Annotated in this window: 21 protein-coding genes; 12 read left to right on the top strand and 9 right to left on the bottom strand. The window is 60.8% G+C overall.

All coding sequences use genetic code 11. From position 1 onward, the window contains the following. The first annotated feature begins 50 nt into the window (after window positions 1–50). Window positions 51–278, top strand: a complete 228-nt coding sequence (locus AF337_RS37705) for a hypothetical protein (RefSeq protein WP_049736150.1) — start codon at window positions 51–53, stop codon at window positions 276–278. On the opposite strand, the gene AF337_RS37700 is transcribed toward AF337_RS37705, so the two are convergent. Beyond that, window positions 257–1936, bottom strand: coding sequence for a formate--tetrahydrofolate ligase (locus AF337_RS37700; RefSeq protein WP_049736149.1), 1680 nt, complete (start codon window positions 1934–1936; stop codon window positions 257–259). The two genes, AF337_RS37705 and AF337_RS37700, sit on opposite strands and share 22 nt — an antisense overlap. A gap of 163 nt (window positions 1937–2099) precedes the next feature. Here AF337_RS37700 and AF337_RS37695 point away from each other — a divergent pair, with 163 nt between their 5' ends. Continuing rightward, complete coding sequence (locus tag AF337_RS37695; RefSeq protein ID WP_082336911.1) at window positions 2100–2630, top strand: TIGR00645 family protein; 531 nt, start codon at window positions 2100–2102, stop codon at window positions 2628–2630. Window positions 2631–2692: 62 nt separating this feature from the next. Here AF337_RS37695 and AF337_RS37690 read toward each other — a convergent pair whose 3' ends face one another. Then, window positions 2693–4336 carry a COG3904 family protein gene (locus AF337_RS37690; RefSeq protein WP_049736148.1) on the bottom strand — a complete coding sequence of 548 codons (1644 nt, stop codon included), beginning with the start codon at window positions 4334–4336 and terminating at the stop codon, window positions 2693–2695. A 329-nt stretch (window positions 4337–4665) separates the two neighbouring features. Here AF337_RS37690 and AF337_RS37685 point away from each other — a divergent pair, with 329 nt between their 5' ends. After that, on the top strand, window positions 4666–5391 hold the full coding sequence (locus AF337_RS37685; protein WP_049736147.1) for a helix-turn-helix transcriptional regulator: 726 nt from the start codon (window positions 4666–4668) through the stop codon (window positions 5389–5391). Window positions 5392–5453: 62 nt separating this feature from the next. Further along, window positions 5454–5915, top strand: a complete 462-nt coding sequence (locus AF337_RS37680; RefSeq protein WP_049736146.1) for a PAS domain-containing protein — start codon at window positions 5454–5456, stop codon at window positions 5913–5915. 12 nt (window positions 5916–5927) lie between these two features. Here AF337_RS37680 and AF337_RS37675 read toward each other — a convergent pair whose 3' ends face one another. The 3 genes from AF337_RS37675 to AF337_RS37665 all read right to left on the bottom strand — a co-directional run bounded on the left by AF337_RS37675 (window position 5928) and on the right by AF337_RS37665 (window position 9106). Beyond that, on the bottom strand, window positions 5928–7058 hold the full coding sequence (locus AF337_RS37675; protein ID WP_049736145.1) for a DUF2333 family protein: 1131 nt from the start codon (window positions 7056–7058) through the stop codon (window positions 5928–5930). A 238-nt stretch (window positions 7059–7296) separates the two neighbouring features. Beyond that, complete coding sequence (locus AF337_RS37670; protein ID WP_049736144.1) at window positions 7297–8370, bottom strand: hypothetical protein; 1074 nt, start codon at window positions 8368–8370, stop codon at window positions 7297–7299. 133 nt (window positions 8371–8503) lie between these two features. Next, a complete protein-coding gene (locus AF337_RS37665) occupies window positions 8504–9106 on the bottom strand; it encodes a thymidine kinase (RefSeq protein WP_049736143.1) in 603 nt (200 codons plus the stop codon). Window positions 9107–9341: 235 nt separating this feature from the next. Between AF337_RS37665 and AF337_RS37660 the strand changes: the two genes are divergently transcribed. From AF337_RS37660 to aptA, 6 genes are all read left to right on the top strand, one after another. After that, window positions 9342–10298: a choline ABC transporter substrate-binding protein gene (locus tag AF337_RS37660; protein ID WP_049736142.1), complete on the top strand. Its 957-nt coding sequence runs from the start codon at window positions 9342–9344 to the stop codon at window positions 10296–10298. A 74-nt stretch (window positions 10299–10372) separates the two neighbouring features. Then, complete coding sequence (choW, locus tag AF337_RS37655; RefSeq protein ID WP_049736141.1) at window positions 10373–11218, top strand: choline ABC transporter permease subunit; 846 nt, start codon at window positions 10373–10375, stop codon at window positions 11216–11218. After that, the gene (gene choV / locus AF337_RS37650; RefSeq protein WP_049736140.1) at window positions 11215–12267 is read left to right on the top strand and encodes a choline ABC transporter ATP-binding protein; all 1053 of its coding nucleotides are present in this window, start codon (window positions 11215–11217) and stop codon (window positions 12265–12267) included. The genes choW and choV overlap by 4 nt, the downstream gene beginning before the upstream one ends. Before the next feature lie 31 nt (window positions 12268–12298). Further along, window positions 12299–13048, top strand: coding sequence for a HugZ family pyridoxamine 5'-phosphate oxidase (locus tag AF337_RS37645; protein ID WP_049736139.1), 750 nt, complete (start codon window positions 12299–12301; stop codon window positions 13046–13048). A gap of 116 nt (window positions 13049–13164) precedes the next feature. Next, window positions 13165–13482 carry an ArsR/SmtB family transcription factor gene (locus AF337_RS37640; RefSeq protein WP_049736138.1) on the top strand — a complete coding sequence of 106 codons (318 nt, stop codon included), beginning with the start codon at window positions 13165–13167 and terminating at the stop codon, window positions 13480–13482. Window positions 13483–13801: 319 nt separating this feature from the next. Then, window positions 13802–15127, top strand: coding sequence for an omega-aminotransferase AptA (gene aptA, locus AF337_RS37635; RefSeq protein WP_049736137.1), 1326 nt, complete (start codon window positions 13802–13804; stop codon window positions 15125–15127). An 82-nt stretch (window positions 15128–15209) separates the two neighbouring features. Here the strand turns inward: aptA and AF337_RS37630 are convergent, their stop codons facing one another. Then, entirely contained in the window at window positions 15210–16124 is a 915-nt protein-coding gene (locus AF337_RS37630; protein ID WP_049736136.1) for an HD-GYP domain-containing protein, read from the bottom strand. A 465-nt stretch (window positions 16125–16589) separates the two neighbouring features. On the opposite strand from AF337_RS37630, the gene AF337_RS37625 reads away from it, so the two are divergent. After that, complete coding sequence (locus tag AF337_RS37625) at window positions 16590–17693, top strand: branched-chain amino acid ABC transporter substrate-binding protein (protein WP_049736135.1); 1104 nt, start codon at window positions 16590–16592, stop codon at window positions 17691–17693. Window positions 17694–17811: 118 nt separating this feature from the next. After that, complete coding sequence (gene ade, locus AF337_RS37620) at window positions 17812–19509, top strand: adenine deaminase (protein WP_049736134.1); 1698 nt, start codon at window positions 17812–17814, stop codon at window positions 19507–19509. 36 nt (window positions 19510–19545) lie between these two features. On the opposite strand, the gene AF337_RS37615 is transcribed toward ade, so the two are convergent. The 3 genes from AF337_RS37615 to bglA are packed head-to-tail and all read right to left on the bottom strand — an operon-like array spanning window position 19546 to window position 21923. Continuing rightward, a complete protein-coding gene (locus tag AF337_RS37615) occupies window positions 19546–19806 on the bottom strand; it encodes a toxin-antitoxin system HicB family antitoxin (protein WP_049736133.1) in 261 nt (86 codons plus the stop codon). Then, window positions 19803–20216 carry a putative toxin-antitoxin system toxin component, PIN family gene (locus AF337_RS37610; protein ID WP_244471381.1) on the bottom strand — a complete coding sequence of 138 codons (414 nt, stop codon included), beginning with the start codon at window positions 20214–20216 and terminating at the stop codon, window positions 19803–19805. The genes AF337_RS37615 and AF337_RS37610 overlap by 4 nt, the downstream gene beginning before the upstream one ends. 60 nt (window positions 20217–20276) lie before the next feature. After that, window positions 20277–21923: a beta-galactosidase BglA gene (bglA, locus tag AF337_RS37605; RefSeq protein ID WP_049736131.1), complete on the bottom strand. Its 1647-nt coding sequence runs from the start codon at window positions 21921–21923 to the stop codon at window positions 20277–20279. Window positions 21924–22196: the final 273 nt, after the last annotated feature.

The following is a 22196-nucleotide window of genomic DNA, read 5'->3' as shown; positions in this document are numbered from 1 at the left end:
GCGAAATAACCAAATAGAAGCTGCAAATGGGTGGGGTGGGTCAGCGGCAAATGAAGATCATAGCGAACGTCATACTGGTTCTCCTGATCGTCGCTGTCGGCTTCATCTTTACTGGTGAATTGCATTGGCTCCCTGCCATCGGAACGCTGTTCCTTGGGGCGATGCAAAGCCTTTTCATCTGGCTGTTTATCGATCCGGACTTCGAAAAGCGCCGCGAGCGCCGCCTGGTCGAGCGCTTCGGGAAACCGTCACCGGATCAGAATAAGCCCTCGATATAACCCTGATCGTTCAGGAAAATCCGCTCCGCCGACGGTGATTTCGGCAGGCCGGGCATGGTCATGATCTCGCCGGTGATGGCGACGACGAAGCCGGCTCCGGCCGAAAGCCGCACCTCGCGCACGGTAACGATGTGGCCTTCCGGCGCGCCGCGCAGATTCGGATCGGTGGAGAAGGAATATTGCGTCTTCGCCATGCAGACCGGCAGCTTGCCGTAGCCCTGCTCCTCCCATGTCTGCAACTGGTCGCGCACCGCCTTGTCGGCCGTCACCTCGCCGGCATGGTAGATCTTCGAGGCGACGATCTCGATCTTCTCGAACAGCGAAATATCGTCGCCATAGAGCGGCCGGAATTTCGCCTGGCCGGATTCGGCCAGTTCCACTACCTTGTGTGCCAGTTCCTCGATCCCGGCCGAACCCAGCGCCCAGTGACGGCAAAGGATCGCCTCGGCGCCGAGCCGCGACACAAATTCCTTCACCGCCGCGATCTCGGCGTCGGTATCGGAGACGAAATGGTTGATCGCCACGACGACCGGCACGCCGAACCGGCGCACATTGGCGACATGCCGGCCAAGATTGGCGCAGCCCTTCTTCAGCGCCGCGACATCCTCCGTGCCGAGATCTTCCTTCTTCACCCCACCATTCATCTTCAGCGCCCGGACGGTTGCGACGATGACCGCCGCATCCGGCTTCAGCCCGGCCTTGCGGCACTTGATGTCGAAAAATTTCTCGGCGCCGAGATCGGCACCGAAACCCGCTTCCGTCACCACATAGTCGCCGAGCTTCAGCGCCGTCTTCGTCGCCGTCACCGAATTGCAGCCATGGGCGATATTGGCGAAGGGCCCGCCATGCACGAAGGCCGGATTATTCTCCAGCGTCTGCACGAGGTTCGGCTGCATCGCATCCTTCAGGAGCACCGCCATGGCGCCGTCGGCTTTCAGGTCGCGCGCATGCACCGGCGTCCTGTCGAAGCGATAGCCGATGATGATGTCGCCGAGCCGCCGCTCCAGATCCTTGAGATCGGTGGCGAGGCAGAGGATCGCCATCACTTCGGAGGCGACGGTGATGTCGAACCCGCCCTGGCGCGGGAAGCCGTTGGCAACGCCGCCGAGCGAGGAGACCATGCTTCTGAGCGCCCGGTCGTTCATATCCATGACCCGCCGCCAGGTGATGCGGCGGATATCGATATTCTCTTCATTGCCCCAGTAGATGTGATTGTCGATCATCGCCGCCAAGAGATTGTGCGCCGAGGTGATCGCATGGAAATCGCCGGTGAAATGCAGGTTGATGTCTTCCATCGGCACGACCTGCGCATAACCGCCGCCGGCCGCGCCGCCCTTGACGCCGAAGCAGGGGCCGAGAGAGGCCTCGCGGATGCAGATGATGGCTTTCTTGCCGATCCGGTTCAGCCCATCGCCGAGCCCGACGGTGGTCGTCGTCTTGCCCTCGCCCGCCGGCGTCGGGTTGATCGCAGTGACGAGGATCAGCCTGCCGTCCTTCTTGTCCGCTTGTCCGGCGATGAATTCGGCGCTGACCTTTGCCTTGTCGTGACCGTAAGGAACGAGATGCTCGACCGGGATGCCGAGCTTCGCCCCGATTTCGAAGATCGGCTTTTTGGCCGCAGCACGCGCGATTTCGATATCGGATTTGATCGCTGGCATGGATGTTCCCCGTCCCGGCCTTCCGCCGGGCGCGGAGGCGTTGCTCTCTCCTCATCGGGATAGCGAAATATCGGCGGGGTGTGAATAGCGCTGCGCCTTGCGGCCGCCACGCTGGATGTTTATGTGGCGGTCAAAGATCGCGATTTCCCCCCGAGGTGAAAACATGAAAGCACTGGAACTCATCATCGAGCGCATCATCCTGTCGAGTCGCTGGATCCTCGTCGCCTTCTATATCGGCTTGGTCGCGGCGCTAGCCGTCTATGCCGTTTCCTTCGGCTATAAGCTTCTGAAGATCGCCGCCGGCGTCTTCGCTCTCGACGAGGCCGAGATGATCCTTGCCATGCTCAGCCTGATCGATGCGGCCCTCGTCGCAAGCCTGATCGTCATGGTGATGATCTCCGGTTATGAAAATTTCGTCAGCCGCTTCGATGAAGCCAGCGAAGCCGACAACGAAGTCTCCTTTCTCGGCAAGCTCGATTCGGGCAGCCTGAAGATCAAGGTCGCCTCCTCGATCGTCGCCATCTCCTCCATCCATCTGCTGCAGGTCTTCCTCAACGCCGACAAATATGCGGACGGCAAGATCATGTGGCTGACGCTGATGCACCTCGCCTTCGTCGCCTCCGCCGTCATGCTCGGCTTCCTGGAGAAGCTGATGAGCGCGACGTCGAAGAATGACTTGAAGGATAAGGCTTAGAGAAGGGAAGAGAGGCGCTTCGACAACGGGAACGCCGAGTTACTCTTTTCCGCAATCTGATATCAATTTAGCGAGGCAGCAGCAGGAGCGATCCCTGCCTCGGCTTTTCTGGGGCACCGGAGACTTTCATTGGCATCGGGTCCGCACAGGCGATAACCGGGTTCGTCACCATAAGGGATGATACCATTGATGATGCCAAGCTCGAGCGCCTGGGAACGAGGTATGGTCTTTTGCCCAATCGAGCTGGCGAGCATCATCGTCTCGAAAGACTCGGCATTGACGCCCATCTCGTCAACATAGGCGAAGAATTTTGGATATTCAGCCTTCGTGGGTCTAACGAGGCCGATATCGGAATATCCGACAAGACGCGGCGTTCCGCTCATCAGGACGAGAGTACAGGTCGAAAGGCAGTATGCACCGCCGGCAGAGACTTCGCCCTTGGTCGGCCCGCTTTTGACCATGTTCGCCTTGCAGCGCGGATCCAGCGTTGGGCAGTTGGGTAACCGCGTTCTGCCAATCGAGGTCTCCAGGCCAGCAGCCCGGATCATACGCCCCATCGCGAAAGCCGCATCCATGTCTCCGCCATTGGACTGAAGAACGACCGGCAGCTTTTTTTCGCCACGCGTTTTCAAGATCGCCTTCAGCCGAGCCGGGGTCTCCGGCGTGATGTCTCCTTCCGCAGAAATCCACTGCGTGCACTCGTCCTGGCAATTGCCGTCATACATCACCAGAAAATCCATCGGCCGGCTTTCCGGCTCGCGGGTGACCGCAGCCGCATCCTGGGCCGGCGCCTCGGCCGCCGGGCGGCGGTGACAAACGGCCTCAGCCGCCGCGTCCGACGCGCAAAGTGGCATGCCGGGCCATTCGTTATACGCCAACACGTCGGTTGCGAGGCCCATTCGAAGTGCGTCTTCGGGCGGTACGACGTTAATTTTGTCAGGCGTGGCACTCATCATCACACCGATTAGATCGGCGCTGACGCCCATTTCCTTCAGATAGGCGGTCAGGGCAGCGGCTGCCTTCTTTCCAAGTTTGGTCGAACTGCTTTGCCCCGCTGACTTGCGTCCAACCTCCTTGCGGGAGATTTCCGTCTTCTTGCCGTTCACCATCTTGTATTCGATGCGATAGGAAACGCGCACCTTGCTATAAATGGTGGTGATCTGATGGACGCCGATGAACGCCCATTGCGGCGCCGCACGCACGGTTCCGCCAGCAAACACCAGCGGACAAGCGGAAAAGCAGTATGCACCATAGGAATAGGTGTCACCAAGCGAGGCCCCGTCCTTTGCGACAGCAGCATCGCAACGCATGTCTTCCGCCGGGCAGTCCTTCAGCCGGGTGCCGCCGACCGCTGTTTCCAGTCCGGCCTTGCGGATCATTCGGCCCATTGCATAGGCCGCGTCGACTTCACCCCCCTCCGAAAGAAAGACAATCGGCAATTTCCGCTCGCCGATCTTCTTCAGAATTTTTCGGAGCTGAGCCGGCGTATCCGAGGTTATGCGTCCCTCTGCCGATATCCATTCCGGACAGTCTTCCATGCAAAGCAGGCTGCGCACGAGGATGAATCGCATCGGCGGCTGCCCCGCCTGCTTCTTCTGCCCGGCAGCCTGCGAGGTTGCAGATCCGATCAGCAGGGTCAGAAATAATAAAACAAGCAATATCGGGGAAAATAGGGACTTCACGAAAAAAGAAATCGCAGAGCGCACGATTAAATTGCCTCAATTATACATGGCAAGACGCTTAGCAATTGCGTTGATCACCAGCAAGCCGGTTTTCGACAAGTGTTGCCGCCAGACACTTTCCAAGGTGATTCTCTTCCTGCATCACTGCGCGAGACCCATGACTATACGCATGGAGGAAGTCCAAGATACCACAACGCTATATTTGCAAGTCGCAACTCAACTAAAGCGCGATCCCCTGTCGATAATTTTACACAATATGAGTAAATCAGCAGATGTGAAGTCAATTGGGACTAGCATTCGGCCGCCTTTCTGTGTTTGATAGCGTTAACATTGGGACTGCCGGGGGCGTATAAATGTCTTACATGACCACCTCTGAAAGACAGTCATTGCTTTCGTCAGAGCTCGCCACTGCCCGAACGCGCAGTCTGTTTGCCCAAGCGCTCGGCAGGGTCTCCGCAGCTTTTGGATTGTCGCATGCGACGCTGATGCACGCGCCCTCCCCGGAAGATCTCCTGTTGAAACCCCTGCTGATCGAAAGTTCGCTTCCGGCCGCTTACATCAGGGAGTTCGACCGCGCGCACATGATGCGCGGCTGCCCTTTCGGCTTACGGCTGAGGGAATCCGCCGTCCCGCCGGCCTGGCACCTCAACGACGCCGTCAATGGTCAGGCCTTCCCCGCCGAGCTGCGTGCCCTGATGCTGCGCCATGCCATACCGGCGGGTGTTGCCATGCCGACCATTGCAGCCAATGGCCAGCGCCTGGTCTTCTGGTTCTGCGGCGAGCGCGCCGCACTCGGCCAGAGCGAGGTCAACGAGCTGGCGATGATCATTCTGCATGCCCTCGACGCATACAACGCAGTCAAGCGGAACGAGGAATGCGCGCATAACGCGCTGTCGACAAGAGAACTAGAGGTTGTGCGCTGGACTGCCCAGGGCAAGACCTCGATCGAAATCGGCCAGATCCTGACGCTCTCGGACCATACGGTGAATGCTTATATGACGAATGCGATCAAAAAGCTCGATTGCGTCAACCGCACCCAGCTGGTCGCCAAGGCAATTCGATTGAAGCTGATCAACTGAGGTATCGGAAGAGAGTCAGGACGTCGTCCCGTGATCTGGGGGACCCGTGATCTGGGGGAAACGTGTCTCTTCGCTTCGAACAGCCCATCATGGACAAGATGGAGCAATCCCGCGCCCACATTGGCATCACCGATGCGGAAATCGTCCAGATGCTTGCTGCCTATCGCCTTTTCGGCTTCTGGCGCATCGACATCGAGACAGGGCATTTCTTTGCAAGCGAGGATGTGCACGCAATCTTCGACCTCCCCTACAGCGACGGGCCCGTCAATCTGACCGAGCTGATGTCGCGCATCCACGAGGATGATCGCAGCCTGATCGCTCAGACCTTCGAAGAGGCGAGCCTTCGCGGCGTCGGCTTCCATTTCGTATACCGCGTCGACAATCGGCTTGGCGGCCACAAGCTGGTGCGCAGCGTCGGCCGCTTCCGGGACGGTGAAAGCGGCGGCGGCATCGTCGGCGTCACCTATGAGTTCGTCGAGAAACTGCGCGTCGTCGGCTTCGAGGACAATACGACGCGCCGCTGACTCCAGAAGGTGTTAACGGTCGAGCACGGAACGGATTTCGACGAGGTTCGAACGCACCCTCAGAATATAGAAGCCCATGGTGGCGAGATGGCTCGGCATGATCCAGCCGTCCTCGCGTCCGTTCGAGATGATCGCCGGCTGGATACGCAGTGCCGCTTGGAACTGCCGCATCGTGCTGCCCCAGACCGCACCGAGATTACGCTCCTGCACCACCTGCGAGAAATCCGCCTGCGCGGCGGCAAGGATGGCGTAGTAGGCGTAGAGCTGGCCGTAGGCGAACCAGAACCGGTCGTCGGCACGCGTATCGAACCAGCCGCGATTATGATTTTCCGAACGCTCGGCGAGCATGTCGGACGTGCCGCCGAGATCGTTGGCGATGCGGTCGATGAACTGCATGAGGTTGTCGGCGCGGCCGTCGAAAATGACATTGCAGGCGGAAAGATCGGTGTTGAACTTGCGCAGGCTGCCGATCGCCGAGCGGTAATAAGAGGGCGTCGGCGTTTTCGGCCCGAAAGGATTGAGCCCGAAATACCAGCTGTATTCGTCGAACTGCAGGTTGCCGCGGGCGCTCTGCAGATCGTTGTTGATACCAGACGTGCCGCGCACGCGCCCCAGCGTATCGACAAGCTCCGCCGACGTCCGCCGGACCGCCTGATTGATGCCCCGCTGGAACGACGCCTTGTTGTCGAGGAAAGGCGTGTGATCCCAGTCGATGCCGAAAAAGCCCATTTTATAGAGCAGCATGGAAGAGATCCATGCGTTCTGGTTGACATTGAAGTCGGTCAGGTCGGCCGTGACGTCGACGATGGCCGAACGCTGGCAGGTCTTGGAGGCCGAGGTGTTGCTTCCCTCGGCGACCGGTACTTCCTGCCCGGCGGCGACCTTGCGTTCGGAAAGCCGGTATTGATCGACAAAGGCCGTGTTGAAATTCGACCAGGCCTGCGTCTGCCAGAAGAAATAGCCGTAAAGCACGACCAAGAGCGCCACCAGCGCGATGACCGGCAGCCGGATCATCCAGCTCCGGCGCTGATACCAGCCATGCGCGGCAAGAAAGGGCCAGAAGGCCCAGGCGGAAAACAGGCGGGCCCAGCGACCGATCATCTGGCCGATCAGCCTGAAAAAACCGGCTATCCGGTCAAGCATCGTCGTCTCCTGTCAGGCGAGGCGAACACCACAGCGCCGCGCGTCTTTTCAGACGCGCAAACGACGCTGTAACACTTTCAATTACTGCATAACTCCTTAAATCGACTCCGATTTAAGGAGTTATGCAGTGGGACATTGCCACACCCACATATGCGCTCGACGGGCCGAGCACAACACGAGCCCTTCGATTTTTCGGATTGAAGGAATCGCCGCAGGGGCGCGGACCAGGCCCTACGGGTCAGGAACGCAGGAAAGGCAGGCTGAAACGGAAGGACTTGCGCGCCGTGTCGATCAGAGGCGCTCCCGATGTCCCCGGCAGCGGTTCGGCATAGGTCGGAAACCTGCCGGTAAATTCCAGATCGGCGCGGCTCTTGCGCCGTTCCAGATCCTGAGCAACCAGCGTACCCTTCGCAAACAGCCCGATCGGCGCGGCAATATCGGGAAAGAGTTCCGGCTTGATCCGCATCTTCATCCCCGGCCTGTCGGTATCGACCTGCGCCTGGTAGATGATCAGCCGTTCCTCGACGTCGATCATCAGCTTGCGCAGCAGCACGTTGCAGGCAGCGATCCGGCCGTTCAGCGAATCGACAAAGGTCTGGAACAGGCCGATGAAACGCTCGCGCCGCTGGCTGTCGTCGCGCATCTCGTGCTCGCCGGCGGAGATCTGCTCGGCCTCGGCCTTCAGCGCCCGCCGCTCCGCCTCCATCTGCTCCCAATGCGCCCTGTTGCCGTAGACGCCGATACGGCCCTGCGTCGTCAGCGCCTTGGCGTTGAGCTCCTTCATTTTGAGGCGGGCGATATCGATGGAATCGACCAGCCGGCGCCGTTGCTCGACGATGTCGACCAGACCGCGTTCGGCGGCCCTGTGCCGTTCGATGATCGCAGCGCGCTGGCCGCCGATCAGCCTGGCGAGCGCATCCGATTTCGTCAGAAGTTCGAGCAGCCGTTCGATGACCGGAGCCTCGCGCACGCGGTCGGTATACATGCGCCACATCCGCTGGCGCGACGTCCAGCCGGCCAGCTTCTCGCGCAGCGTCAGCGCCCGGAAACTGTCGAGATCGGCCGAAACCTCGGCCGTCAGCCGGTCGAGGGAGAAGACCAGTTCGGCCTGCAGGGCGTCGAGTGCTGCAGCATCGGCGATATGGTCCTGGAACCGGGCATTCTGCTCGAGGAAGATCTCGTCGGCCGAACGTGCTTCATCGCCGCCGAAGGCGCTGATCGCGGCCACGCAATAGGCTCCGTCGGCCGCAATCCTCTCGGCAAGGCTGCAGGCAGTTTCGTATTGGCTTTGGAATGGCGGAGGTTTGCGCACAGGCCTCTCCAGGAATCTCGTATTGTCCAAGCTAGAGCATGATGCCGAAAAGTGTGAAGCGGTTTTCCGTCCGGAATGGCGTAAAATGGAAAGCAGGTCGCTTGCGCTGCTAAAAACAGGCGGCATCGCGGCTTCAGACCGGCTCGGCGATCCAGGCCCCGTTCATCGCTTCGTCCCAATGCCTGCGGCAGAGCGAGACATATTTCTCATTGCCGCCGACATCGATCTGCGCGCCTTCGTGCAGCACTTTGCCCTCCGCGTCGAGCCGCACCACCATCGTCGCCTTGCGCCCGCAATGGCAGATCGTCCGCACCTCGCGCATTTCGTCGGCGATCGCCAGCAGTTCCTGCGAGGCCGGAAACAATTTGCCCTGGAAATCGGTTCGGAGGCCATAGACCATCACAGGAATGCCGAGCCTGTCGACGACGCGGGCAAGCTGCCAGACATGGGCAGGCGTCATGAAATGCGCCTCGTCGACGAAGACACAGGCAATCGGCGCCCCTTCTCCGCTCAGCGCCGCGATCAGCCGGAACAGGTCCTCGTGCGGCTCGAAGGGAATGGCGCTCGCCTCCAGCCCGATCCGCGAGCCGATGACCCCCCGGCCGGTGCGCTCGTCGAAGGCGGCGATCAGTTGCACCGTGCGCATGCCGCGCTCCTGGTAATTGTAGGAGGCCTGCAGCAGCATCGTCGACTTGCCGGCGTTCATCGTCGAGTAGTTGAAATAGAGTTTTGCCATCCGATCTCTCCTTGATCGGTTTATTGAAAGCTAAGAATGGCAAAGGAAAGCCCCCTGCGCGCGATAATCACAAGAATCCCAGCCCGAAAATCGCCGGTCGCCTGAAAACCAGGTGCCGCGAAAAATCCGCCGACGTCGCAATCGCATGGGTCGATACGACGCAAACGCACTCAGGTCGCTTGTCAAACTCGGCTATTGGTGGTTGGCTTGGGAACTTAAAGACTGGGAGTCTAAAATGAAAACAACAAGCACGTTCAAACTCGTTACCGCAACTGCCGTCGCCGCCCTCTCCGTTGCGACCGCCGCCTTCGCCGCCGATCCCGACAGCTGCTCCACCGTCCGCTTCTCGGATGTCGGCTGGACTGACATTACCGCCACCACCGCCACCGCCTCCGTCGTCCTGAAGAGCATCGGCTATCAGACCGACGTCAAGGTTCTCTCGGTGCCGGTCACCTATACCTCGCTGAAGAACAAGGACATCGACATCTTCCTCGGCAACTGGATGCCGACGCAGGAAAAGGATGTCCGCCCCTATCTCGACGACAAGTCGGTCGAATCCTTCGGCCCCAACCTCGTCGGCGCCAAGTACACGCTCGCCACCAACGCCAAGGGTGCGGAACTCGGCATCAAGGACTTCAAGGATATTGCCGCTCATAAGGATGATCTCGACGGCAAGATCTACGGCATCGAGCCCGGCAATGACGGCAACCGCCTGGTCATGGACCTGATCGAAAAGAACACCTTCGGCATGAAGGATCTGGAGGTCGTCGAATCCTCCGAACAGGGCATGCTCGCCCAGGTCGCCCGTGCCGACAAGGCGGGCAAGCCCGTTGTCTTCCTCGGCTGGGAACCGCATCCGATGAACACCAACTTCAAGCTGACCTACCTCACCGGCGGTGACGATGTCTTCGGCCCCGATTTCGGCGGCGCCAAGGTCTATACCAATGTCCGCGCCGGCTATGTCGGCGAGTGCCCGAACGTCGGCGCGATGCTGAAGAACCTGACGTTCTCCCTCGACATGGAGAACCAGATCATGGGCAAGATCCTCGACGACGGCAAAGAGCCGGAAGCTGCGGCTACCGAATGGCTGAAGGCGAACCCTGCCGCCCTCGAGCCCTGGCTCGCCGGCGTCAAGACCCGCGACGGCAAGGGCGACGCGCTGGCGGCCGCCAAGACCGGCCTCGGCCTTTGATGATATGAACGGGGCGGCTCGCCGCCCCGTTTCATTTTTGTCCGATTGTTGATTTTTTTTGGATAGGCGCTCCCTTGAATTGGATCACCGAATTTAAAATTCCCATCGGCCCAGGGGCCAAAGCCTTCGTCGACTGGCTGACCTCGAACGGCGCATGGTTCTTCGACCAGCTCGCCTTCCTCCTGTCCAGCGCCATAGACGGCCTGCTCTTCGTGCTGCAGAAGCCTCACCCGCTGATCGTCATCGCTGCCATCACCGCCATCGCCTTCTGGCTGCGCCGGTCGATTGCGATCGCCCTCTTCACCTGTCTTGGGCTGCTGCTCATCGTGAACCAGGACTACTGGAAGGAGACGACGGAGACGCTGGCGCTGGTGCTGGCCGCCACCTTCGTCTGTATGGTGATCGGCATTCCGCTCGGCATTGCCGCCGCCCGCCGCCCCTGGGTCTATGCCGCAATGCGTCCGGTGCTCGATCTCATGCAGACCATCCCGACATTCGTCTATCTGATCCCGGCACTCATCCTGTTCGGCCTCGGCATGGTGCCGGGCCTGATCGCCACCGTCATCTTCGCGATCCCCGCCCCCATCCGCCTGACGCGCCTCGGCATCATCTCGACGCCGCCGTCACTGGTGGAAGCCGCCGTCGCCTTCGGCGCGCGGCCGATGCAGGTGCTGCGCAAGGTCGAACTTCCCTTCGCCGCGCCGCAGATCATGGCGGGCCTCACCCAGACCATCATGCTGTCGCTGTCGATGGTTGTTATTGCCGCCCTCGTCGGCGCTCCCGGGCTCGGCGTGCCGGTCGTGCGCGCGCTGAACACCGTCAACATAGCGAAAGGCTTCGACGCCGGTTTCTGTATCGTCATCCTGGCGATCATTCTCGACCGCATATTCCGCGCAGGGGACGAAGGAGACGGCGCATGACGGCGATAGATTTCAAGAATGTCAGCATCATCTTCGGCGATCGGCCGCAAACGGCCCTTGCCATGGCCGACCAGGGCAAAACGCGCGACGAGATCGGTGCAGCCACCGGCCTGGTGCTCGGCGTCGCCAATGCCTCGCTGACGATCGAGGAAGGCGAGATCCTGGTGCTGATGGGCCTTTCGGGCTCAGGCAAGTCGACGCTGCTGCGCGCCGTCAACGGGCTCGCTCCCGTGGTGCGCGGCGATGTTGCGGTCTCCACCGCCACCGGCTCCGTCAACCCCTACAAATGCAATGCCAAGGCCCTGCGGGAACTGCGCACCCACACCGTCTCCATGGTGTTCCAGCAGTTCGCCCTCCTGCCCTGGCGCACCGTCGCCGAGAATGTCGGCTTTGGCCTCGAGCTCGCCGGCATGCCGGAGGCCGAGCGCAAGGTCCGCATCGGCGAGCAGCTCGAACTCGTCAACCTGACGAAATGGGCCGACCGCAAGGTCAACGAACTCTCAGGCGGCATGCAGCAGCGCGTCGGGCTTGCCCGCGCCTTTGCCACCGGCGCCCCGATCCTGCTGATGGACGAGCCGTTCTCGGCGCTCGACCCGTTGATCCGCACCCGCCTGCAGGACGAGCTCCTGGAGTTCCAGCGGCGGCTGAAGAAGACCATCCTCTTCGTCAGCCACGATCTCGACGAGGCCTTCCGCATCGGCAACCGCATCGCCATCATGGAGGGCGGCCGCATCATCCAGTGCGGAACGCCGCATGACATCGTCAAGAACCCCGCCGACCAGTATGTCGCCGATTTTGTGCAGCATCTCAACCCGATCACCATGCTGACGGCGGCCGACGTGATGCAGTCCGGCCTCGGTCAGACGGCCGCCGGAATGAGTGTCAGCGCCACGGCCCGCGCCGAGACACCGCTCGTCGATATCCTCGATGCCCTTGCCCGCCAGCCGGGCAGTATCGGCATCGTCGAGAACGGCACGATCGTCGGCACCATCTCGGCCCAGGACATCGTCGCCGGTCTCACCCGCCATCGCCGCAAGCAGGACGCTTGATGTTTTCAATCCGCTTTGCCACAAAGCGGATATGAAGGATCAGCCCTCGCCCATACGCGAAACCGACGACGACGCCCGCAAACTCGCCCGCGTGCTGCTGCGCTCCGCGCGGCACGCGGCGATTGCCGTTCTCGACCCCGAGACCGGCTTTCCCTTCGCCAGCCGTGTGCTCGTCGCGACCGATATTGACGGCACCCCCGTCATTCTCGTTTCGAAACTCTCGGCCCATACCAAAGCGCTCGGCCGTGACGCGCGCGCCTCACTCCTGACCGGCGAGCCCGGCAAGGGCGATCCGCTCGCCCACCCTCGCCTGACGACCCAATGCCTGGCGGAACCCGTCGAGCGCGGCAACGCCTTCCACGAGCGTCTGCGCACTCGTTTTCTCGCCCGCCACAGCAAGGCGAACCTCTATATCGACTTTCCCGATTTTCTCTTTTTTCGCCTCAAACCGGAGCGGGCCAGCCTCAATGGCGGCTTTGGCCGCGCCTACCAGCTCGATGGGAACGATCTCATCATCCAGTCGGCCGCGAATGAGGAGATTGCCGCCGGCGCGGCAGAAACAGTGCGAGATTTAGTAGCACGCCACCCCGACGTCGCAAAGACCCTCGCTGCCAGGCTAAAAGCGCCGAAATCGGCTTCCTGGCGCATTTGTGGTATCGATCCCTCAGGTTTTGACCTGATTTCCGGCGATTTTCTGCTGCGATATGAATTCGAAACCCTCGCTGGGGATGCCGATCACGTTTGTTCAAACATATCTAAAATAGCATACTCGATACCTTAAATTTAGGTATATACAATCTTCGACCCCACTTGCTATTTTTGGGGCGTCGGTCGAAATCCGACTGACGGCCTGTGCCAACACGCATGATGTACGTTTCGCATTAGGAAGATAACAATATGGAAACCACTGATTTGGCCGATCACACCAATGTGGCGGCAGCTTTATTGTCGGCCATGGCAAATCCCAAAAGATTGCTGATCCTGTGTAGCCTCGTGAAGGGCGAAGTGGCGGTCGGCGTGCTTGCAACGCAGGTCGGCCTCAGCCAGTCGGCACTCTCTCAGCACCTGTCGAAACTGCGTGCACAGAAGCTGGTCAAAACCCGCCGTGATGCACAGACCATCTACTATTCCAGCACCTCCGAGCCGGTGATGAAGATCCTGGCAACGCTCGAAGACATTTACCTCGTGCAGAACAGGAACAGATCCGCCGCTTGATGATAGCGCTGACATGAATGTCGGCCGATGCCGTGCCGCAAGGGGATGTTTCCGGAAGCGCGGCAACGATATTTCAGCACCTGAACCTTATGGCACGACCGGCAGATCTTGCGATTTGCCGGTCGTGCCCTTTTTGCTGCACCCGCCTGTCCCGGAATATCCCCAGATCGATCCGGTCAAAACTCAAGCCTTCCTGTCACGGACGGCTCCCGGGCGTTTTACCGTTGACGCTTGAAGAAGCCCTGATAATTTGACCGGGCAGTCAAAATTTGGGGCGTGAAGCCCCGGGAAAAGGGCCGTCAGCGGCCAGGAGAACAGCATGTCCAATCGCCTCAACGCACCGAATGATCTTCGCGCCTTCTGGATGCCGTTTACGGCAAATCGCCAGTTCAAGAAGGAGCCGCGCATGTTCGTCGGCGCCAAGGACATGTATTATACGACCCATGACGGCCGCCAGGTGCTCGACGGCACGGCCGGCCTCTGGTGCGTCAATGCCGGCCACTGCCGCCCGAAGATCACCGAGGCGATCCGCGAGCAGGCCGGCGAACTCGATTACGCCCCGGCCTTCCAGCTCGGCCATCCCAAGGCCTTCGAACTGGCAAACCGCCTGGTCGACATTGCGCCGGAAGGCCTGAACCACGTTCTTTACACCAATTCCGGATCCGAATCCGTCGAGACGGCACTCAAGGTGGCGCTCGCCTATCACCGCGTGAAGGGCAATGGTTCACGCTTCCGCCTGATCGGCCGCGAGCGCGGCTATCATGGCGTCAATTTCGGCGGCATCTCCGTCGGCGGCATCGTCACCAACCGCAAGATGTTCGGCACGCTGCTGACCGGCGTAGATCACATGCCGCACACCCACCAGCCCGGCAAGAACAACTTCACCCGCGGCGAGCCCGAACATGGCGGCGACATCGCCAGCGAACTGGAGCGGATCGTCACCCTGCATGACGCCTCGACGGTCGCCGCCGTCATCGTCGAACCGGTAGCAGGCTCTACCGGTGTGCTCATCCCGCCGAAAGGTTACCTGCAGAAGCTGCGCGAGATCTGCACCAAGCACGGCATCCTGCTGATCTTCGACGAGGTCATCACCGGTTTCGGCCGCCTCGGCGCTCCCTTCGCCGCACAATATTACGACGTCAAGCCCGACATGATCACCGCCGCCAAGGGACTGACCAATGGCGTCATTCCGATGGGCGCCGTCTTCGTCACCTCCGAGATCCATGATGCCTTCATGAACGGCCCGGAGCACATGATCGAGTTCTTCCACGGCTACACCTATTCCGGCAATCCCATCGCCTCGGCCGCCGCGCTCGCCACGCTCGACACCTACAAGGAAGAAGGGCTGCTGACGCGTGCCGCCGAGCTTTCCGACTACTGGGCCGACGCGCTGCATTCGCTGAAGGACTGCCCCAATGTCATCGACATCAGGAACACCGGCCTGATCGGCGCGATCGAGCTCGATCCGATCGCCGGCGAACCGACCAAGCGCGCATTTACCGCCTTCCTGAAAGCCTACGAAAGCGGCCTGCTGATCCGCACCACCGGCGATATCATCGCGCTCTCGCCGCCGCTGATCATCGAGAAGCACCATATCGACGAACTCTTCGGCAAGCTGCGGACCATCCTGCAGAACAATATCTGAGAAAGTTCTCAAGCTTTCAAAATCATGGCCTGCGACGGGTGCAAGCCCACGCAGGCCTTTTTGTCGCCACGAGGGATCGACCTCAGGTCACCGAGGCGACGGAAAGGCAGAGAGCGAATTTTTTCAGCAGACGGCGGTCGAAGTGCCCTTCATTCCCGAACATCCATTTCAGTGCGTCGGTCGCGCTCCATGCCGCCTTATATGACCGCACCGAGGTGATCGCGTCATAGACATCGCAGATCGTGGCAATGCGCGCGTGGAGGCTCAACTCTCTGCCGGACAGCCTGCGCGGATAGCCCTTGCCGTCGATGCGCTCGTGGTGATTGAGGCAGACATCGAGAACGATCTCCGACATGCCCTCCTGCCGCGACAGGAATGCGTGTCCCTTCTCCGGATGGCCGCGGATCAAGCTGATCTCGTCCTTTTCCAGAGGCCCGGCCTTGTTGAGCACCTCAAGCGGAATTTCAAGCTTGCCGACATCGTGCAGCAACCCGGCGGTGCCGAGCATCTGGACCGTAGGCTCGTCGAGTGCGAGATGGCGGCTGAACAGGATCATCAGCGCGCTTACCGAAATAGAATGAAGGAAGGTCACTTCGTCCTTTGATTTCAAACGCGTGACGTTCAGGAAAACCGAGGGATTGTCCTCCATCGACTTGGAGACGGAAGAAATCACCGGCGCCACATGCGCGACGCTGATCGCATCGCCATTCCGCAGTCTCTCGAAAGCCTCTTCCAGCACCTGCACGGATTTTTGGACGGTCTCGCGCGCGACCTGGATATCGATCTCGATGTCACGGCCCGGCAGGCCGCCGGTATCGAGCCCCTTGCTGGTGTTGATGACCACGCTGACGGTGCCGCATTTGCGAATTTTTGCGGCATCGGCCTCGCGCCGCAGCGAAAATCTGCGCTTGGACAAAAGCGGATCCTGCCACAGGCCCTCGACGGCCTCCACGAACATTCCGATACGCACTTGGCTGGCGTCGATCCGCTTGAGCATCAAGTCTCTGTTTCCCGCTATATCTATCTAAGTATTTGTATGGGTCTCTTTTTCAATGCTGCGGTGTTCTGGGTATCGCGGGATACTACTGCCACCAGCCAAACTAACGGTTAATGGGAAAGATAAAGACAACCATACGGAGGCGGTTTCGCCTGGGCAGCGGCCTGTCCATTGCAACGTCCCTCATGAGAAATCACCGAAAACCGAAGGAAATGATCGCCTTCGAACCCCTTTCCGGCCGGATCGATCCGATTTTCCTTCCATTTTGTTATGAACTTGCGCAATACCGTCAAAATTCCTAGAAATCTCGCCATGAGCCTTCCCGAGTCAAATATGGCCGGCAGGCTCGCTGATCGCGCCCTTGTCGATCGTCCTTGGCACGGCCCAAAGGGGCCGTTGAATGATCGGAAAAACCGGCGCGGCACTTCATCGCGGGTCGAAGGACCCCATCCAAGGAGACAGACAATGACCCTCAAGACATTGACGGCGACACTCGTTGCGTCGCTTGCCTTTGCGCCGCTTGCCCATGCCGATATCACCATCGGCCTGATTGCGCCGCTGACTGGCCCCGTCGCCGCCTATGGCGATCAGGTGAAGAACGGCGCTCAGACCGCCGTCGACGAGATCAACAAGAAGGGCGGCATTCTCGGCGAGAAGGTGGTCCTCGAGCTGGCAGACGATGCCGGCGAACCGAAGCAGGGCGTTTCCGCCGCCAACAAGGTCGTCGCCGACGGCATCCGTTTCGTCGTCGGCCCGGTGACCTCTGGTGTTGCCATTCCGGTTTCGGACGTGCTGGCTGAAAACGGCGTGCTGATGGTCACCCCGACGGCAACGGCGCCCGACCTCACCAAGCGCGGTCTCACCAACGTGCTGCGCACCTGCGGCCGCGACGATCAGCAGGCCGAAGTCGCCGCCAAATACGTGCTGAAGAATTTCAAGGACAAGCGCGTCGCCATCGTCAACGACAAGGGCGCCTACGGCAAGGGCCTCGCCGACGCCTTCAAGGCGACGCTGAACGCCGGCGGCATGACCGAAGTCGTCAACGACGCGATCACCCCAGGCGACAAGGACTTCAGCGCACTGACCACCCGCGTCAAATCCGAAAAGGTCGACGTTGTCTATTTCGGCGGCTATCACCCGGAAGGCGGCCTGCTTGCCCGCCAATTGCATGACCTCGCCGCCAACGCGACGATCATCGGCGGCGACGGCCTCTCCAATACCGAATTCTGGGCAATCGGTACGGATGCGGCAGCAGGCACGCTGTTCACCAACGCGTCCGACGCCACCAAGAACCCGGATTCCAAGGCTGCCGCCGATGCGCTCGCTGCCAAGAACATCCCGGCCGAGGCCTTCACGCTCAACGCCTATGCCGCCGTCGAAGTGCTGAAAGCCGGCATAGAGAAGGCCGGTAGTGCCGAGGACGCGGAAGCCGTCGCGGCGGCGCTGAAAGACGGCAAGGAGATCCCGACCGCCATCGGCAAGGTCACTTATGGCGAAACCGGCGACCTGACCTCGCAGAGCTTCTCGCTCTACAAGTGGGAAGACGGCAAGATCGTTTCCGCTGAGTAAGCCATCGCTGGTCACCATCGACCGGGCGCCTCTGCGGCGCCCGGTTTCGTTTTGCGCCCCTCGCTTGTGACGATGGATCGGTTATAACTTCGGAATCGGTTGTAATGTGAGCGATGCCATGATCAGCAAACTCGAACGTCTCATCGACCAGGGTGTTGGCCGCGTGCCGGCCGATATCGTGCTGAAGGGCGGCCGTTTCTTCGACCTCGTCACCGGCGAACTCGTCCGCTCCGACATCGCCATCGGCGGCGATCGCGTTGTCGGCACCTGTGGCAATTATCAGGGCGAAACCGAGATCGACATATCGGGAAAAACAGTCGTTCCCGGCTTCATCGATACGCATTTGCACATCGAATCCTCGCTCGTCACGCCGCATGAATTCGACCGCTGCGTTCTGCCCTACGGCGTCACCACCGCGATCTGCGATCCGCACGAAATCGCCAATGTGCTGGGAGCCGCCGGCATCGAATTCTTTCTCCAATCCGCGCTCGAGACGATCATGGACATCCGCGTCCAGCTCTCCTCCTGCGTTCCGGCAACGCATCTCGAAACCTCCGGCGCCGATCTGCCGATCGAGCGTCTCCTGCCCTTCCGCCACCATCCGAAGGTCATCGGCCTTGCCGAATTCATGAATTTTCCCGGCGTGATCCACAAGGATCCCGTCTGCATGGCCAAGCTCGACGCCTTCCAGGGCGGCCATATTGACGGTCACGCGCCGCTGCTGTCCGGCAACGACCTCAACGGCTACCTCGCAGCCGGCATCCGCACCGAGCACGAATGCACGAGCGCCACCGAGGCGCTGGAAAAGATCCGCAAGGGCATGCATATCCTGGTCCGCGAGGGCTCGGTGTCCAAGGATCTTGCCGCGCTGATGCCCATTATCACCGAGCGGCTTTCGCCATACCTCGCGCTTTGTACCGACGACCGCAATCCACTCGACATCGCCGAACAGGGCCATCTCGATCACATGATCCGCACGGCGATCGCAAGCGGCGTCGAACCCCTGGCGATCTACCGCGCCGCCTCGATTTCGGCTGCCCGCGCCTTCGGCCTCAGGGACCGCGGCCTGGTGGCGCCGGGCTGGCGCGCCGATCTGGTGGTACTCGACAGCCTCGAAGGTTGCCGTGCTGACATAGTCTTCTCCGCCGGCCGCCGCGTCACCGATGCGCTCTTTTCCACGCGCAAACCGGTCGCGCCGATCGGCCTCGACAGCGTCAAGGCCCGGCCGGTCAACGCTGCCCATTTCGGCGTGCCGGTCGCCGAAGGCGAAACGCCGGTTATCGGCGTCATGCCGGGCAAGATCATCACCGAGCATCGCCGCTACCGCTTGCCCGTCAGGGGCAACGAAACATCGGTCGATCTTGCCAACGACATCATCAAGGTCGCCGTCATCGAGCGCCACGGCAAGAACGGCAACCATGCCAACGGCTTCGTCCAGGGCTTCGGCCTGAAGAAGGGTGCGATCGCCTCCACCGTTGGCCATGACAGCCACAATATCTGCGTCGTCGGCGTCAGCGAGGACGACATGGCGCGCGCCGCAAACCGCCTCGGCGAGATCAAGGGCGGCTTCGTCGTCGTCGAGGACGGCAAGGTCACCGGCGAAATCGCCCTGCCGATCGCCGGCCTGATGAGCCTCGAGCCCTACGAGACGGTCCGCGATACGCTGCACCATCTGCGCAAGGCCGCCTTCGCGCTCGGCGCCACGCTGGAGGAACCCTTCCTCCAACTGGCCTTCCTGCCGCTGCCGGTCATCCCGCACCTGAAGATATCCGACCGCGGCATGGTCGATGTGGACAAGTTCGCGCTGATCGGGTGATCTGCCTGCCGAGCACCGGAGGAGCACAGACTGTGCCTATCGCCAGCCTTCCGGTAATTCATCATTCTCGGCGGGTTCTGCTTCCGGCACCTTATCGAGCAGCTTCAAAAGACCATCACCACTCGCGCCGCCTGCCCGTCTCTTGAGAAATTCCTCGGCAGTTTCGACGGCACCGACCTTTTGTGCGACCGCCGATGCGATCCACTGATTGAGAGACACGCCGTCTTCCCTCGCAAGGCGGGCAGCAGCCGCCTTGATTGAGCTTGGAAGTTTGAGCGGATAGGTGTTCGTGCTCATTTCCTGATTTCCTCCAGCAACTCCGAGGGACGAATGACCCGGAGCCCGAACCGGTCCTTCACCGCTTCGAAATCCCTGATATTGTGCGTCACAAGCGCATCCGCACGTCCATTGACCGCCGCCTCGAGTACCAGCTCGTCCTGCGGATCCGACAGTTGGGGCCGCCAGCGGAAATGCACATCCACCGCCTCGGCCAACGCAGCCATTTCCGCCATCAGGTCATCGATCTCCGGTGGCATAAACCGATGAACCGCGACGTGCTCCGGACGCTTCAGCACCGCTTCGTACTCCAGAAAAAGCGCCGTCGTGACCAGCGGCCGGATCGCCCTCTTCGCTGTCAGTTGCAATATCGCGAAGGATGCGCCGCTTCTGCTGCGAAGAGCGGCGGTCAATATGTTGGTATCAAGCACGACCCGCTTCATAGGAGTAACATAATACATCCCATGGGATGTTTCAATTTGAATTGGACCTCAAATCCGCGCACAGAACCCGTCCAGCGCCGCAAGCTTCACCAGCCCCGGGCCTGCCACCGCTTCAAAGCCCGGCATCTCAAGCCGCTCGCCGAGCACCAAGCCTTCCGGCAGGCGGAATTCCGCAGGCTCGCGCGTCAGGTTGAATACAAAAAGCAGCTTTTCCCCGTCCTTTTCGCGGGTAAAGGCAAGCAGGTCCTGGTTGGTGCCGATGAAGGTCATCTCGCCGTCGATCAGCGCCGGGTGGTTTTTTCGGAAGGCGAGCGTGCTGCGATAGTGATGCAGCACCGAGCTGTCGCTTCCCTCCTGCGTATCCACGGAAAGTGCAGCCTGCTCGTAAGGCACCGGCAGCCAGCTCTTCTCGGCCGATGTGAAGCCCGCATGCGCCTTGCCCGCTTCCCAGGGCATCGGCGTGCGGCATCCGTCGCGGCCCTTGAAGGCCGGCCAGAAGCGGATGCCGTAGGGATCGCGCAGATCCTCGAAGGCAAGCTCCGCCTCCGGCAGACCGAGCTCCTCGCCCTGATAGAGGCAGATCGAGCCGCGCAGCGCTGCAAGCACGGAGATCGCCAGCTTGGCGATCGCAGGCCGCTCTTCCGCCGTCAGCGCAAAACGGCTGACATGGCGCATGACGTCGTGGTTGGAAAAAGCCCAGCAGACCCAGCCGTCTGTCACCGACGTCTGGAAAGCCTCGACGCAGCCGCGAATATGCTCGGCGGTGAAATCCGGTCCCAGCAGGTCGAACGTGTAGCACATATGCAGCTTATCGCCGCCGCTCGTATAAGCGGCCACCGTCTTCAGCGAACGTGCCCCGTCGCCGACCTCGCCAACGGTCGTGCGATCCTCGTACTGGTCGAGCAGCACCCGGAAGCGTTTGAGAAAATCGACGTTTTCCGGCTGCGTCTTGTCGTAGAGGTGATTCTGCATGCCGTAGGGATTGCTGTCGGGCGCATCGAGACCTGCATCATCTTCATCGGGCTCGTGCGGCGGATTGCTTCTGAGCTGCTTGTCGCAGAAATAATAGTTGACCGTGTCCAGCCGAAAGCCGTCGACGCCGCGATCGAGCCAGAACTTCACCGTCTCCAGCACCGCATCCTGCACTTGCCTGCTGTGGAAATTGAGGTCCGGCTGCGAGGTCAGAAAATTGTGCTGGTAATATTGCCGGCGCACGCCGTCCCACTCCCAGCCCGGCCCGCCGAAGATCGACAGCCAGTTGTTCGGCGCCGTGCCATCGGGCTTCGGATCGGCCCAGACATACCAGTCGGCTTTCGGATTGGTCCGGCTCGTCCGGCTCTCGACGAACCAGGGATGCCGGTCCGAAGTGTGCGAGATCACCTGGTCGATGACGACCTTGATGCCGAGCCTGTGCGCCTCGGCCATCATCTCGTCGAAATCGGCGAGCGTCCCGAAGATCGGGTCGACATCGCAATAATCGGAGACGTCATAGCCCATATCGGCCATCGGCGACTTGAAGAAGGGCGAGAGCCAGATCGCGTCGACACCGAGGCTGGCGATATGCGGCAGCCGGCGGGTGATCCCCTTGAGGTCGCCGAGCCCGTCGCTGTTGGTGTCCTGATACGAGCGCGGATAGACCTGATAGATCACCGCGCCGCGCCACCAGTCCGCATTCCCGCCTGCCTGCAATGCCATCGGCTATATCTCCTGCCTCGTCTGCGCCGCCACACTAAAGCGGACGGGGCAAAAGACAACCGGGGTGGGGCCGGAATGGAGGCCATCGGAAGGCAGCGACACGTCGTCGCGATCCAACAAGGGGGAGACGTATATAGGCTTGTCCACAACCCGTTTCCAGCTTCCGGATTTGGGGTTGCAACGCGATTCCTTTGCGATAAGGTGCGCACTGACCTGCACGTAAGAGGTCAAATGTCGGGAACAGATGTCTAATAAAGGCGCAAAGCCTAGAAA

This window comes from Rhizobium ecuadorense (assembly GCF_001187535.1).
GTDB classification, from domain to species: Bacteria; Pseudomonadota; Alphaproteobacteria; order Rhizobiales; family Rhizobiaceae; genus Rhizobium; species Rhizobium ecuadorense.
This window is presented reverse-complemented; position numbering and strand designations above follow the sequence as displayed.

What these genes read in the sequence shown, in the direction of transcription:
- AF337_RS37695 (WP_082336911.1), top strand. Translation starts at nt 2,100, where the DNA reads ATGAAAGCACTGGAACTCATCATCGAGCGCATCATCCTGTCGAGTCGC.
- bglA (WP_049736131.1), bottom strand. Translation starts at nt 21,923, where the DNA reads ATGGCATTGCAGGCAGGCGGGAATGCGGACTGGTGGCGCGGCGCGGTG.
- AF337_RS37660 (WP_049736142.1), top strand. Translation starts at nt 9,342, where the DNA reads ATGAAAACAACAAGCACGTTCAAACTCGTTACCGCAACTGCCGTCGCC.
- AF337_RS37665 (WP_049736143.1), bottom strand. Translation starts at nt 9,106, where the DNA reads ATGGCAAAACTCTATTTCAACTACTCGACGATGAACGCCGGCAAGTCG.
- choV (WP_049736140.1), top strand. Translation starts at nt 11,215, where the DNA reads ATGACGGCGATAGATTTCAAGAATGTCAGCATCATCTTCGGCGATCGG.
- AF337_RS37640 (WP_049736138.1), top strand. Translation starts at nt 13,165, where the DNA reads ATGGAAACCACTGATTTGGCCGATCACACCAATGTGGCGGCAGCTTTA.
- aptA (WP_049736137.1), top strand. Translation starts at nt 13,802, where the DNA reads ATGTCCAATCGCCTCAACGCACCGAATGATCTTCGCGCCTTCTGGATG.
- AF337_RS37705 (WP_049736150.1), top strand. Translation starts at nt 51, where the DNA reads ATGAAGATCATAGCGAACGTCATACTGGTTCTCCTGATCGTCGCTGTC.
- AF337_RS37645 (WP_049736139.1), top strand. Translation starts at nt 12,299, where the DNA reads ATGAAGGATCAGCCCTCGCCCATACGCGAAACCGACGACGACGCCCGC.
- AF337_RS37700 (WP_049736149.1), bottom strand. Translation starts at nt 1,936, where the DNA reads ATGCCAGCGATCAAATCCGATATCGAAATCGCGCGTGCTGCGGCCAAA.
- AF337_RS37685 (WP_049736147.1), top strand. Translation starts at nt 4,666, where the DNA reads ATGTCTTACATGACCACCTCTGAAAGACAGTCATTGCTTTCGTCAGAG.
- AF337_RS37625 (WP_049736135.1), top strand. Translation starts at nt 16,590, where the DNA reads ATGACCCTCAAGACATTGACGGCGACACTCGTTGCGTCGCTTGCCTTT.
- ade (WP_049736134.1), top strand. Translation starts at nt 17,812, where the DNA reads ATGATCAGCAAACTCGAACGTCTCATCGACCAGGGTGTTGGCCGCGTG.
- AF337_RS37630 (WP_049736136.1), bottom strand. Translation starts at nt 16,124, where the DNA reads ATGCTCAAGCGGATCGACGCCAGCCAAGTGCGTATCGGAATGTTCGTG.
- AF337_RS37675 (WP_049736145.1), bottom strand. Translation starts at nt 7,058, where the DNA reads ATGCTTGACCGGATAGCCGGTTTTTTCAGGCTGATCGGCCAGATGATC.
- AF337_RS37615 (WP_049736133.1), bottom strand. Translation starts at nt 19,806, where the DNA reads ATGAGCACGAACACCTATCCGCTCAAACTTCCAAGCTCAATCAAGGCG.